Origin of the sequence: Gemmobacter fulvus, assembly GCF_018798885.1 — a bacterium.
Lineage (GTDB): Bacteria > Pseudomonadota > Alphaproteobacteria > Rhodobacterales > Rhodobacteraceae > Gemmobacter > Gemmobacter fulvus.
In genome coordinates this window covers 1,809,805-1,822,500 of the sequence record NZ_CP076361.1, presented here as the reverse complement: position 1 = coordinate 1,822,500, position 12,696 = coordinate 1,809,805, and the positions used below count along the sequence as shown (strand labels likewise).

At 60.9% G+C, this 12,696-nt stretch carries 14 protein-coding genes, 1 tRNA gene, 2 rRNA genes and 1 pseudogene (1 of these 18 only partly in view); 9 read left to right on the top strand and 9 right to left on the bottom strand.

The features are described from left to right. The 6 genes from KM031_RS08935 to KM031_RS08910 all read left to right on the top strand — a co-directional run. Positions 1–535, top strand: a 23S ribosomal RNA gene (locus tag KM031_RS08935) (it extends 2,309 nt beyond the left edge of the window). Between the two features lie 106 nt (positions 536–641). Next, positions 642–756 (top strand): 5S ribosomal RNA (gene rrf, locus KM031_RS08930). Between the two features lie 73 nt (positions 757–829). Next, positions 830–906, top strand: a tRNA-Met gene (locus tag KM031_RS08925). Positions 907–1,321: 415 nt separating this feature from the next. After that, positions 1,322–1,888, top strand: coding sequence for a thermonuclease family protein (locus tag KM031_RS08920; protein ID WP_215508069.1), 567 nt, complete (start codon positions 1,322–1,324; stop codon positions 1,886–1,888). 209 nt (positions 1,889–2,097) lie between these two features. Next, on the top strand, positions 2,098–2,403 hold the full coding sequence (locus tag KM031_RS08915; protein ID WP_246567524.1) for a DUF1153 domain-containing protein: 306 nt from the start codon (positions 2,098–2,100) through the stop codon (positions 2,401–2,403). Then, positions 2,400–3,221: an IS3 family transposase gene (locus tag KM031_RS08910; RefSeq protein ID WP_260691892.1), complete on the top strand. Its 822-nt coding sequence runs from the start codon at positions 2,400–2,402 to the stop codon at positions 3,219–3,221. Before KM031_RS08915 ends, KM031_RS08910 begins: the two co-directional genes overlap by 4 nt. A gap of 17 nt (positions 3,222–3,238) precedes the next feature. Here KM031_RS08910 and KM031_RS08905 read toward each other — a convergent pair. The 7 genes and pseudogenes from KM031_RS08905 to KM031_RS08875 all read right to left on the bottom strand — a co-directional run. Next, positions 3,239–3,846, bottom strand: a pseudogene (locus KM031_RS08905) (transposase); the annotation flags it as partial. A 104-nt stretch (positions 3,847–3,950) separates the two neighbouring features. Continuing rightward, positions 3,951–4,763, bottom strand: a complete 813-nt coding sequence (locus tag KM031_RS08900) for a DUF1217 domain-containing protein (RefSeq protein ID WP_215506212.1) — start codon at positions 4,761–4,763, stop codon at positions 3,951–3,953. Next, positions 4,760–5,164, bottom strand: a complete 405-nt coding sequence (gene flbT / locus KM031_RS08895; RefSeq protein WP_215506213.1) for a flagellar biosynthesis repressor FlbT — start codon at positions 5,162–5,164, stop codon at positions 4,760–4,762. Before flbT ends, KM031_RS08900 begins: the two co-directional genes overlap by 4 nt. Continuing rightward, entirely contained in the window at positions 5,161–5,529 is a 369-nt protein-coding gene (flaF, locus tag KM031_RS08890) for a flagellar biosynthesis regulator FlaF (protein ID WP_215506415.1), read from the bottom strand. Before flaF ends, flbT begins: the two co-directional genes overlap by 4 nt. A gap of 82 nt (positions 5,530–5,611) precedes the next feature. After that, positions 5,612–6,829 carry a flagellin N-terminal helical domain-containing protein gene (locus KM031_RS08885; protein ID WP_215506214.1) on the bottom strand — a complete coding sequence of 406 codons (1,218 nt, stop codon included), beginning with the start codon at positions 6,827–6,829 and terminating at the stop codon, positions 5,612–5,614. Positions 6,830–7,038: 209 nt separating this feature from the next. After that, positions 7,039–7,377, bottom strand: a complete 339-nt coding sequence (locus KM031_RS08880) for a hypothetical protein (protein WP_215506215.1) — start codon at positions 7,375–7,377, stop codon at positions 7,039–7,041. Then, positions 7,367–7,672, bottom strand: coding sequence for a rod-binding protein (locus tag KM031_RS08875; RefSeq protein ID WP_215506216.1), 306 nt, complete (start codon positions 7,670–7,672; stop codon positions 7,367–7,369). Before KM031_RS08875 ends, KM031_RS08880 begins: the two co-directional genes overlap by 11 nt. 153 nt (positions 7,673–7,825) lie before the next feature. Between KM031_RS08875 and KM031_RS08870 the strand changes: the two genes are divergently transcribed. Genes KM031_RS08870 through KM031_RS08860 form a run of 3 tightly spaced genes read left to right on the top strand, consistent with a single transcriptional unit; the run spans position 7,826 to position 10,363 of the window. Beyond that, the gene (locus KM031_RS08870; protein ID WP_215506217.1) at positions 7,826–8,815 is read left to right on the top strand and encodes a flagellar hook-length control protein FliK; all 990 of its coding nucleotides are present in this window, start codon (positions 7,826–7,828) and stop codon (positions 8,813–8,815) included. A 10-nt stretch (positions 8,816–8,825) separates the two neighbouring features. Next, positions 8,826–9,485, top strand: a complete 660-nt coding sequence (locus KM031_RS08865; RefSeq protein ID WP_215506218.1) for a flagellar hook capping FlgD N-terminal domain-containing protein — start codon at positions 8,826–8,828, stop codon at positions 9,483–9,485. A gap of 53 nt (positions 9,486–9,538) precedes the next feature. Beyond that, entirely contained in the window at positions 9,539–10,363 is an 825-nt protein-coding gene (locus tag KM031_RS08860) for a phosphotransferase (RefSeq protein ID WP_215506219.1), read from the top strand. Here KM031_RS08860 and ubiB read toward each other — a convergent pair. Both ubiB and ubiE read right to left on the bottom strand, forming a co-directional pair. After that, a complete protein-coding gene (gene ubiB / locus KM031_RS08855) occupies positions 10,360–11,883 on the bottom strand; it encodes a 2-polyprenylphenol 6-hydroxylase (RefSeq protein WP_215506220.1) in 1,524 nt (507 codons plus the stop codon). The two genes, KM031_RS08860 and ubiB, sit on opposite strands and share 4 nt — an antisense overlap. Continuing rightward, positions 11,884–12,633 (bottom strand): bifunctional demethylmenaquinone methyltransferase/2-methoxy-6-polyprenyl-1,4-benzoquinol methylase UbiE, encoded by a 750-nt coding sequence (gene ubiE, locus KM031_RS08850; RefSeq protein WP_215506221.1) that lies wholly within the window; start codon positions 12,631–12,633, stop codon positions 11,884–11,886. Positions 12,634–12,696 lie beyond the last annotated feature (63 nt).

The window sequence follows — 12,696 nt, the reverse complement described above, 5'->3', positions numbered from 1 at the left end:
AGACTGACAAGTCGAGCAGAGACGAAAGTCGGTCATAGTGATCCGGTGGTCCCAAGTGGGAGGGCCATCGCTCAACGGATAAAAGGTACGCTGGGGATAACAGGCTGATGATGCCCAAGAGTCCATATCGACGGCATCGTTTGGCACCTCGATGTCGGCTCATCTCATCCTGGGGCTGGAGCAGGTCCCAAGGGTATGGCTGTTCGCCATTTAAAGAGGTACGTGAGCTGGGTTTAGAACGTCGTGAGACAGTTCGGTCCCTATCTGCCGTGGGTGTAGGAGACTTGAGAAGAGTTGCCCCTAGTACGAGAGGACCGGGGTGAACGAACCACTGGTGGACCAGTTATCGTGCCAACGGTAGTGCTGGGTAGCTATGTTCGGACAGGATAACCGCTGAAGGCATCTAAGCGGGAAGCCCCCTTCAAAACAAGGTCTCCCTGAGGGCCGTGGAAGACCACCACGTCGATAGGCCAGAGGTGTAAGTGCAGCAATGCATTCAGCTGACTGGTACTAATTGCCCGATAGGCTTGATTTGATCCAGTAACAGCAAGGCTGATTACTGAGACATGTCAAAAGCACACAGACTTGGAACAAAACGATGTTGTAACGCGCTGGAAAATCCAGCGCGGGTTCTTTCTCGGTTTGGTGGTCATAGCGCAAGCAATACACCCGATCCCTTCCCGAACTCGGCCGTTAAGTGCTGCCGCGCCAATGGTACTGCGTCTTAAGACGTGGGAGAGTAGGTCACCGCCAAACCTAGCAAGAACCCAAACCTCTCAAAACGATGACAAAAATCCCCGATCGCAGCACTAAGCCCTCGGGATACGGACGCGGGGTGGAGCAGCCCGGTAGCTCGTCAGGCTCATAACCTGAAGGTCACAGGTTCAAATCCTGTCCCCGCAACCAAATTTAGACAAACATATCAAATACATGCACGGCGCCCCATGGGGCGGCCTTCTGCATTCTGGAAGCATGGTGCTACAACGGTGCTACGGCAGAGAACAATCTCGCGTACCCAACAGCGCACCGCCCCCCCACCACAGCGCCACCTCGAACACCGCAGAAGGGCAGGGGGCAGCGCGGGGGCCAAGTGAAGTCTTTCCTCTCCAGACCAGCGCAGTATCGCAAGCCGACGGCGTGACCACAGATGACAGGCAAATGCTGCGCAGCCTCTCACGGCTGGCAGGGCGCCCTGGGAGCGACACTTCTGCAAGAGCGCAGCGTTTGATGGTCTCTGGCCGTGAGGGGGCAGCAGATTGGGCTTGCTGGCGCCAATGTCAGCGGACAAACTGCACGCGAGGGTTGTTGGATTTGGCGTGAAATGGGTTTGCTTCGTCTGCTGTTGAAACTCTTTGCGCCCAAGCGCCAAAGGTATCGTTATAGGCGCTCAGCCCGTAGCTATCACCCGATCCCAGCGCCGGTCCCTCATCCTCCAAACGAACCATTGCGGCAGGTTGAGGAACAGCTTGGGCAACAGATCATCCGGGGGCACTGTTGGGTCGTTGATGGCGACACCATCGTCATCAACAAGGTGAATATCCGCCTCGCCGGAATCGACGCGCCGGAGCTGGATCACCCCTACGGCCAACTAGCCAAACGTGCGTTGATGGCCCTTTGTCGCGGGCAGGTGGTAACAGCCGTTACAGATGGTAGCTCATCTTATGAACGGGCTGTGGCAACCTGCACCCTCGAAGATGGACGGGACTTGTCGGCGGAAATGGTGAAATGCGGCTTCGCTCTGGACTGGGGCAAGTTCTCAGGCGGACGATACCGCCACCTCGAAGCCGATGGCCTCCACAAGAAGCTCTGGCGTGTCGAAGCAAAGCATAGGGGCCGTATGCTGCCACCAGATACAGCGCAGAAGCGGGGCGGTAACACTGAACTGTGAGGGCCGACTAAGACGTGAATATACTGGTATTTAACAAGAGGTCGGAGAATTATTTTTCTGTCAACCAATTTGAGTGGCGGATCTTCTGGCTGTGGATAATAATATTTATTAGTTATTATAATTAATTGTGATTAAATTAATGTAGATCTGTATTGACCCACTGAATTCCTGCTCATGCTACAAGGGAGAAGGTAGCGATGAGTGTGACCATGGACGACAGCATCAAACGCTGGACGGCGAAGCGTAAAACCGCGCTGGTGATTGAGATCATTCAGGGCAAGACCACGGTGGCGGAGGCCAGCCGGTCCTTCGACCTTTCGCCCTCCGAAATTGAGGGTTGGGTTGAAGACGCGAAGCGGGGGATGGAGAATTCCCTGCGGGCGAACCCGCTCGACATCCGCGAGCAATACGAGAAGCAGCTGAAGGACCTGCAGGAGGCTTACGGCGAGGCCATGCTGGAGTTGCGCGCCCGAAAAAAATTCCAGGCCCTGCTGGATGCGGCGGACGACAAATGATCCAGAGCATCCATCAGGGCCTTCTCGCTGAGGGCATCAAGGTGCCGCTGACCAGGCTCTGCGCCTGGTTTGGCGTGCCCCGCCGGACGGTCTATTACCGGCCAACCAAGGCGGTTCCGAAGGTCGATCCGCGTTTCGCTGAGCCGATCAAGGCCATGATCGAGCAGGAACCGTCCTTTGGCTACAGGACGGTGGCCTGGCTGCTCGGCTTCAACAAAAACACAGTGCAGCGTGTCTTTCAGCTCAAAGGCTGGCAGGTGCGCAAGCGGCCCATTGGCATGCGTCCCCGCATCGAAGCCGTCCCGTCCGTGGCCCAGGCCCCGAACGAACGCTGGTCGACCGACATGTGCCGGGTCTGGGCGGGGCGAGATGGCTGGGCCACGCTGGCCCTGGTCATCGACTGCCACACCCGCGAGCTGTTGGGCTGGCATCTGTCGCGATCCGGCAAGGCCACCACCGCCGCCAGCGCGTTGGAGCATGCCCTGATCACCAGGTTCGGCACCTTGGGCCGGGTCACGCAGGAGTTCCTGCTGAGGTCGGACAACGGGCTGGTTTTTACCAGTCGCAAGTTCACGGCGCTGGTCCGCAGCTACGGGTTGAAGCAGGAGTTCATCACGCCCCACTGCCCGCAACAGAACGGCATGGTCGAGCGCGTGATCCGAACACTGAAAGAGCAATGCGTCCATCGCCAACGCTTCGACAGCATCCAGCATGCAACACGCGCTATCGGCGACTGGATCAGCTTCTACAACAACCACCGCCCGCATCAGGCGCTTGCCATGCGCACGCCTGCCGAGGCATTCAGATTAGCGGCTTAACCTGAGCAGATTCAGATGGGTCGATACAGCAGCGTCATTGGGGCTCGCGTCCCTATCGCCCGCTTGCGCCCACCGCGGCGACGCACGTGCAGCCGCTCCTCGCGGTAGATGCGGAACAGACGCTTGTGGTTCACCTCATGCCCCTCGCGCCGCAAGAACACATGCAGCCGCCGATAGCCGAACCGGCGGCGCACCCGCGCCAGTTCTTTCAGCCGCTCACGCAGCACCGGGTCATCCTGACGGATCGCCTCGTAGCGCATGGTCATCCGGCAACAACCGATCACCCGACACGCCCGCCGCTCGCTCATCCCGTGATCTGCCACCAGATGCGCGACCGCTTGTCGCTTTGCGGCGGGCGTCACCACTTTTTTCCCAGGAGATCCTTCAGCGCGGCATTGTCGAGCATCGCATCCGCCAGCAACCGCTTCAGCCGGGCGTTTTCGTCCTCGAGACCCTTCAGCCGCTTGGCCTCGATCACATCCATACCGCCATACTTGGCTTTCCACTTGTAGACCGTCGCATCACTGACGCCATGCTTGCGGCACAGATCGGCGACGGAAATCACGGCCTCGTGCTCCTTCAGAATGCCGATGATCTGATCTTCGGTGAACCTGCTGCGCTTCATCTCTGGTCCTTTCAGTTGGGCCAGAGTCTACCTCAAACTGGATTAGGCGGAGGGGGAAACGTCAAGAGGATAATCAATGGGTCCTGACCCTAGCCATTACGTAGTCAAAGCGCCCCAAATTGGCGCTGTTGCAGGATTTGCAGCGCGGTTGCGCCTTTTGTCATATTGGACAGTTCGCTGGACGCCAGATCAGATCTGACAAGATAGTTTCGCAGCAGTTTTTCCTTCTGCCCCGTGTCCGCGAATTGGGAAACACTGTCGCCGCCGAACATCGCGCGCGCCTTGTCTTTCAGGAAAAAAAGCTGCCGATCCAGATCGAGTGTCGCGAAAGATGAGGGCAGTCCAAACGCGCTTTCGAAAACCGCGCGCAGGGGCGGTGATCCCATGATGGTAAACCACTTGCCATCTTCGCTGAGTGCCTTGCCCGCAAGCGCAGGCAATTCGCGTTCTGCAAACAAGGCCAGTCTCATCGCGGAATTGCTGGCACCGACCGCGACTTCAAATTCCTGCTGGCGGTATTTCTTCAGGATCATGTCGGGAAAATCGGAAAGCTGGGTTCTGGGGGTGCTGTAGTCGCCAAACCCGAAAGCAACTGAAAACGCGGCATATTGCTTGTCCGCAAGCTTGTTTGCCAAAGCGCCGATCTTGAGCGTGCCGTCCTCCAGCACCTTACGGATGAAATAGGTGTTGTTCACATCATCTGACAGCCCGAATGCCCCGAGGGCAACCCGCAGCAGCCGTTTGTCAGAGACAAGGGCTTCGGCGGTTTTGATGCCGCCGATCTTGGCCCGAAAGTAATCTTCATCCCGCTTCAGCGCCGGGTTCTGTTCATAGGCGGCTTTCTGGCTCTCCATGGTGCGCTTGAGAAAGCTCCAGCCGGCATAGCCCGACAGCGGGACAACCGGTGAAAAGCTCATGACAGATGGGCCGCAAACAAGCGCTCTTCCCGCGGAAGCAGGCTGCGTAGGGCCTTCAGGGCCTGATAGGGCTGGTCTTCAATCACCGCCTTTGTTGCAAGGTCAAGCTGGGTCCGGCTGTCATGATCGGTCAGCGCCTGGCTCAACTGTTCGATGCCGCGCAGCAATTGCAGGCGGGCCTGGGCGGGGTCTGCATCCCCCGAAAGGATCAGTTGCGCGATATAACAGACCCGGCGCACCGGCGTATTGACCTGTTCGGGATGAATGGCATCCCGCAGGCGCAGGATATGCGCATTCGGCGTCATGATGGCCAGTCGTGACCGGCGGTCGCCATTCTCGATCACTGCCCCATTGATCAGCACGCGTTCATGCGGGCCCAGCTTCAGGACAAGCCCGCTCATAGGTTGTCTCCTTCGCCGCGCAGGCCGCGCATCACGGCGGTGTTGATATCCACAAGCACGGCATGGCCTGCGCCATCGGCTAGGATCTTGCGGCTGTGTTCCGCCGTGAATTCATAGAGATAGAACAACTGCGCGCGGAGCTTGGGCGGCAGACTATTTGCCGACCCGGCTACGTCACTGGCCAAAGTGCGCCACAGGGCGAGATTGGCATGCAGCGCCTTCACAAACGCCGGGTGATCTGTGGCCCGCGCCTGTCCCGCCTCGGTCAGGTGTTTGGTGATACGCGCGAAAAGGTCGTATTCGATCTGTCGGTTCGAACGAACAGGGGTCTCTGGCTGACCATAGGCTGCCCGTGCCAGGTGCATGGAGTTCACGGCGTTTCCTTCCGGTGATGACGCGCTTCAGAGGGGGCCGTGGCACGCAGGGCGCGCGCCACGGCAAGGTCCGTCAGCGGAAGAGCGAAAGGATGCTCTGGGGCGACTGGTTCGCGATGGACAGCGCCTGCACCCCAAGCTGCTGCTGCACCTGCAGGGCCTGCAGTCGTGCCGAGGCTTCCTCCATATTGGCGTCGACCATTGTGCCGATGCCCGCTTTCAGCGAGTCGCTCAGCTTGCCCACGAAATCGGCTTGGATATCAATCCGCTTCTGGGTGGAGCCGAACTCTGCCGCCGCATCAATAGAGGTCTGGATCATGCCCTCGATCGCCGTCAGGGCGGAATCTGCGCCAGAAGCGGTGGAGACATCAATGCTGCTCAGCGCGCCAAGCCCCCCGGAGCCTGCATTCTTGAACTGGCCACTGACGGCGAGGTCGGTCGTGCCGTCATTGGTGAAGGCAAGCTGACCGGGCGAGCCGCTGTCATAATCCACCGTCAGCCCCGAAATGCCCAAGGCGTCGATGGCGTTCTTCATGCCCACGGCGATCAGATCCGGCACGGTATTCGCGCCGCTCGTGATGTCAGAAGCGGTCACTGTGTAGGATGCGGTCTTGTCACCAACGCGCATCGTGATCTTGTCACCCGCCGCCCAAGCGGTTGTGCCATCGGCAATCGTGATGTCATCGGTGCCGCCTGCGGCATCAAGCGACAGCACGAAGGTATCGCCCGCGCCCGAAATCGTGCCGCCGGTCGAGGCACTGAACACATCATTCGCGGCATAGCCGCCGACCGACAGGTCTTGCGCGGTGACGGTGATCTTGGAGGCGGAAACTCCGCTGGCACTGCGGTCCAGCGACGACAGGACATCCACCGTGGTCTGCGATCCATCCACCAGATTCAGGCCGTTGAACTGTGCCGCGCCCACAACCGAACCGATCTGGTCACGCAGCGCGCTGATATCGGTCTGGATCTTGGTGCGGTCGACGTTGTCTTCCTGCGCCGCCACGATCTTGCCCTTGATCTCGGTCAGCAGGTCGGTGACGGTTTCCGCCGCTTGCCGGGCAACAGAAATGGTCGAAGAGCCGAGCGAGAGGCTGTCGGAAATGCCTTTGAAGCCTTTCACATCCGATTCCATCACTTTCGAGATGGCCCAGACTGCCGCATTGTCACGCGCCGTCGACACGGATTTGCCAGTCGAGATTTCCGATTGCACCTGGCTCAGGTTGGAATTGATGCTTTTCATGGTCTGAAGGGCGACCATGGCACTGGTATTTGTCAGAATGGACGACATGTCCTCTACCTTTCGATATGCCCGCGCTTTGCGTCAGGCATGGCACGCCGCAGATCTGCGGCAATTCCGGCTTTCTCGCCCTTGCGGTGCCTGAACGGCGACCGCGCCAACCCACCATGGGATGCCCTGTCAGTGATGCAGACGAAGTTCTAACAGTTCCCTAAAGTTGTTTGCTGGTTCGGATGGAAATTCTCGGTATTTGAATCAGATCAGAAACGTCGTGCCAGATCGCCCGCCGCCGTGCTGTGGGCCTGACGCTGTCCCTGATGGTCATAGGTGGAAAAGCCGTTCTGGATCGCCTCGATCTCGGCCATGCGACGCTGCGCGGATCGCAAGCCGCGCAGCGCTGCAGCCAGCAGAACCTCGCTCTGTGCCGCCTTGCCGCGCAGCCGCGCCAGGCTGTCGGCTGGCGTTTCCGCCGCAAGACTGCCGCTTTCCGCCGTCAGGATGGCCTCAAGGGGTTCGAGCGCCAGAAGGTCGCCTGACAGAAGCGCCGCGCGCAGCGCATCCATCGTATGATCAAGCCGCTGCAGGGGGTCAGTTTCCATCGGTGTCTGCCTCTGTCAAAGCCTTGAAAAGCGATTCGCTGAGCCCGATGCCACCTGCCGTCACCATCGCGCGCGCCTGCTCCTGACGCAGAAAAGAGGCGAATTGCGTCTCGCCAATGCCACCGCCGAACGATGCCGCCGTGTTTCCCATCTCGGCATGGGCCAGCATCTCGGCAAGGAAAATCTGTTCCAGATCAATGGCTTTCTGGCAGATCTGCGCCTGCCTGTCCGGCAAGGCGGCGGAAGGCGCGCCGAGGCAACTGCGGCGGGGGTCGGGTAGAAGGGGGGGCAGCATGTGCGTTCTCCTTTTGTATCAGATTTTCGGCACTATCGGTGATGGCAGGTAAACATCCGGTAATTAGTTGCCCTGATAACGGGGAAGTTGGTTGCAGAGTGTGAGGCCCCGGTGATTCCAGTTCTGACCCTTTTCAAGGTGACCCCGACGCCCATGGCGAAAGCTGTGGCGACGATGCCGGGTGCGGAGGACTTTGGCGCTGTATTTGATCTGAGTGTGACCGCCGATCCCGAGGTCGAAACGCGCGACCAGACTGATGATCCTGATCCGCCCGCGCTGGTGGAGCCACCTGCGATTGCCCAGATGATGCCGCAGCCGATTGCCCCGGTGATCGAGGGCGGGCCGGATCTGCCGGACGAGGCCGTTCAGCAGATTGACGGCGATCCTGCAGCGCCGCTGCAAACAACGACGCAAGCCGCCCCGCAAGAGGAACCGCCCATCACGCCGCCATCGGCACAGCTTCCGGCTGGCCTTGTGGTGTTTGCCCGAACGCTGTCGGCGCCAGAGCCGCTGTTGCCGGATGATCCCACCGAACCGCAGGCATCGGGTGGCGATGCAGAGCCGGACGTGCAGCCAGTCGCCGCAGAGGCCGAACCGCAGGCAGGTGCCAACGTTTCGCCCGACGATGCGGATCTGGCGATGGCAGATGACGGTGCTGAAACCGGCGTGCCCGCGTCTGGCCCGGAGGGTCGGGCTTTGGCCGAAACCGGGCAGGGCGACGTGGCGAAGGTGGCCGCCCGCCAGCTGCGCCTGTGCCTTGAAACGCTCCGGCCGGATCTGGCACAGCCAAACGTCGCTCCGCCCTCAGAAACCGCTATCGAAGTGATCCTCGCCCCGGAAGAGCTTGGCCGCGTTCAGCTGTCATTGACCCCGGATGGTGAGGTGATGCGAGTGCATCTGATAGCGGAACGCTCCGAAACACTCGATCTGCTGCGGCGCAATGCCGACCAATTGGCGCAGGAGTTTCTGGAGGCGGGGTTTGCCCAATCCGAAATGACGTTTGGCCAATGGGGCCAGGATGGGCAGGCCGCACAGGACAAAACCGCGCCTGTTGCCGCCCCGGCCCTGCCTGCGCCGTCCGGTGACAGGATGCTGCAAACGGTGCAGGTCTCGCCGGGATCTGGCCTCAATCTCAGGCTTTGAAAGGACCATCATGCAAGTGAATGCGGCACTGTCTGCTTCGCGATCTGGCGCCACCGGCCCGCTGGGCCGCGACCGGACCACCGTCGCCTCGGATTTTCAAACCTTCCTGAAAATGATGACGACCCAGTTGCAGAATCAGGATCCGTTGAACCCGATCGACAGCTCTGATTATGCCGTGCAGCTCGCCACGTTTTCCGGGGTCGAGCAACAGACGAAAACCAATCAGCTGCTGGAGGCGATGCAGACGCAGTTCGGCATGTTGGGCATGGCGCAGATGGCGACCTGGGTGGGCAGCGAGGCGCGGGCCGCCATGCCGGGGCTGATCACCGACGGGCAGGCAATCGCGCTCTCGCCCAATCCGATTGCGGGGGTTGATCGGGTGGTGATGGTGGTCACCAACGCGGAGGGGGAGGTGGTCAACCGGCTGGATCTGCCCAAGGATGCCACCGAATATGAGTGGACGCCCGTTGATATCGAGGAGGCGCCCTTGCCCGACGGCCTGTATACGTTCACGCTGGAAAATTATCGCAATGGCGAGCAGTTGGAGGATACCGCCGTCGAGCTTTACGGGCGGATCACCGAGGTTCGCGGCGGCGCCTCTGGAATGACGCTGTTGATGGAGGGGGGGGCAGAGGTCTCTGTTGCCGCTGTGACTGCGCTGCGTGAATGACCCTTGCCCACCCTTGCCACCGCGCGTCTCTGCGCCTAGCGTCGCGCCTGATCATGACGACAGTTGCCTCCGCATCCGACCTGACAGTGCCCCCGGCGCTGCACCGCGCCGTTCTGGGCGCGTTTCCTGCGTTGCGGCAGCAGCCTTGGCTTGCCCTGACGGGGGGGCGCAGCAATCTAGTCTGGCAAGTGGCGGATGTGGCCATCAAGCTCTACCGCCCGATGATGGCAAGCCCGCTGTTCCCCAATGATCCAGGCGCAGAGGCGATGGTGTTGCAGCGGCTTGCGGCGACGGGTCTTGCGCCGGAATTGCTGTATCGCGGAGACGGCTGGATCGCATACCGGCATCAATCTGGGCAGAGTTGGCAGAGCGGCCCGGCGCAGGTTGCGACCGTGTTGTCTGCCATTCATCGCCAGAGCCTGCCGTTGCGTTTGCTGCCAATGGGAAGCGCCGCGATTGCCCGCCATGCCGACAGCTTTGCCCCGGCAGGGTGGCTACCCGCACAGCCGCAAGTGCCCGAGGTCGCGGCTTTGGCCAGGCCGAGGCTGGTGCATGGCGATGCGGTGCCCGGCAATATGATCGTTGCGGGGCACCGCATCACCATGATTGACTGGCAATGCCCCGGCCTTGGCGATCCCGTTGATGATATTGCGCTTTTCCTGTCGCCTGCCATGCAGCTTCTGTATCGCGGCGCGGCGCTGACCGAAGCGGAGGCTGAGGCTTTCCTTGCCGCCTATGCGGATCGCGCGGTTGTGCAGCGCTATCTGATGCTGCGCCCCTTGCTGCATTGGCGCATTGCGGCGCATTGCGCCTGGCGTGCGGCGCAGGGGGATGCGGATTATGCGGCGGCCTGTCGGCTGGAGATAGCCCGGCTTTAAAGCAGGGATCCCAGCGCCACACCAAGCGCCACGAAGCCGCCACCCAACCCCATCCAGATCACGGGATGCAGCACCGGGCGCGGCGCGGGGGCCGGTTCAGTCTGCTGGATCAGACGCGATTCCACCATGCCCGGAAGCTTGGGGCCGAACCGGGCCAGAACCCGCATGGTCTTGCCCAGATCCCGCAGCAAGGCGCGCGGGCCGACATTCTGGGCGATATAGCTTTCCACGATGGGCCGGGCGACCTGCCAGATGTTGATATGCGGGTCCAACCCCCGCGCCACCCCTTCCACCACGACCATCGTGCGTTGCAGAAGGATCAGCTCGGTGCGGGTTTCCATGCCGAATTTTTCTGTGACTTCAAACAGATACGACAAAAGCCGCGCCATGGAGATGCGCGAGGCATCCATGCCGAAGATCGGCTCACCCACCACACGCAGGGCGCGGGCAAATTCGTCGATGTCGCGGTCGGCTGGAACATAACCAGCCTCGAAATGTACCTCCGCCACCCGGCGATAATCCTTGCGGATGAAGCCAAACAGGATTTCGGCGTAAACCCGGCGGGTATATTCATCCAGCCGCCCCATGATGCCAAAATCATAGGCAATGATATTGCCACTGGCCGCGACCTTCAGGTTGCCCTGGTGCATGTCGGCGTGGAAATAGCCGTCGCGCAGCGCGTGTTGCAGGAACAGTTGCAACACCCGCGCACCGAGAAGGGTTCTGTCATGCCCGGCCGCATCAATCGCCAGATTGTCGGCCATCGACACGCCCTCTGCCCAGCCCATCGTCATCACCTGACGGCTGGACAGATGCCAGATCGGCGCGGGCACCTGAAATCCTTCATCCTTTTCGGTGTTGGCGGAGAATTCGGCGGCGGCGGCGGATTCCAGCCGCAGATCCAGCTCGCCCATGACCACGCCCTCGAAATGGCGGATTACCTCCATCGGGTGCAGGCGGCGCGAGGCGGGCGACAGCGTTTCGATCACCCGCGCGGCGAAATAGAAGGCGTCGATATCCTTGCGGAAGGCGCGTTCGATGCCGGGGCGCAGCACTTTGACCGCCACCTCTTGCCCGGTATCGACCAGCCGCGCCCGATGCACCTGCGCGATCGAGGCGGCGGCGACGGGTTCGGAAAATTCGGAAAACATCTGGTCGACCGGCAGCGCCAGCTCTTCCGCGACCATGCGTTTGGCCACCTCCACCGGGAAGGGCGGCAGTTTGTCTTGCAGGTATTTCAGCTGCAACGCGAGCTCATCGCCGACAATATCGGGGCGCGTCGACAGGATCTGGCCGAATTTGATATAGGCCGGACCCAGCGCCGTCAGGGCGCGCGTGGCGGGGGGCAGTGCCGGATCCCCCTTCAGCCCCAGCCATTTGAACGGCCATCCCAGCACCCGCGCGGCCAGCCGCAACCGGGGCGGGGCGTCCATCGCTTCCAGCACCACGCCAATCGCGCCGCTGCGTTCCAGCGTGGCGAGTGTGCGCACCAGACGGATGATGTTGTGCGGACCGCGCATTTACAGCTTCCAGCCGGAATGCAGCGCGGCAATGCCCAAGGACAGGTTCCGATAGCTCACCTGACCGAACCCCGCTTTGCGGATCATGGCGGCAAACGTGTCCTGATCGGGGAATTTGCGAATGCTTTCCACGAGATACTGATAGCTGTCGCGGTCATTCGCAATGATCTGCCCCATGACCGGGATCACATTGAAACTGTAAAGGTCATAGGCTTTCTGCATGGCGGCGTTGGGCAGCTGGCTGAATTCCAGCACCATCAGCCGCCCGCCGGGGCGCAGCACGCGATAGGCTTCGTTCAGCGCATCCTGCACCCGGGTCACGTTGCGGATGCCAAAGCTGATCGTATAGACATCGAAGGTATTCGCCTTGAACGGCAGGGCCATCGCATCCCCGACCACCCAGTCGAGCCGGTCGGCCATGTCGCTGGCTTCGGCGCGCTGACGCCCTTCGACCAGCATGCTTTCGGTCATGTCCAGCACGGTGGCATGGGCACCCGGTGCCCGGTTCAGAAAGCGGAAGGACACATCGCCCGTGCCCCCGGCGACATCCAGCAGGCGCTGGCCGGGCCGTGGTGCCAGCCAATCCATCATCGCATCTTTCCAGATGCGGTGAATCCCCATGCTCATCACATCATTCATGATGTCATATTTGCTGGCAACGCGGGTGAACACGCCATGGACCATGCCGGCCTTTTCCGCCTCGTTCACGGTCTGAAAGCCGAAATGGGTCTTTTGCTCTTCGTCGGTCATCTGCACTTGCCGCCATTGCTTTTGCCACACCTTATAGGGCGCAATGCGCGCGCTGCAATGCGC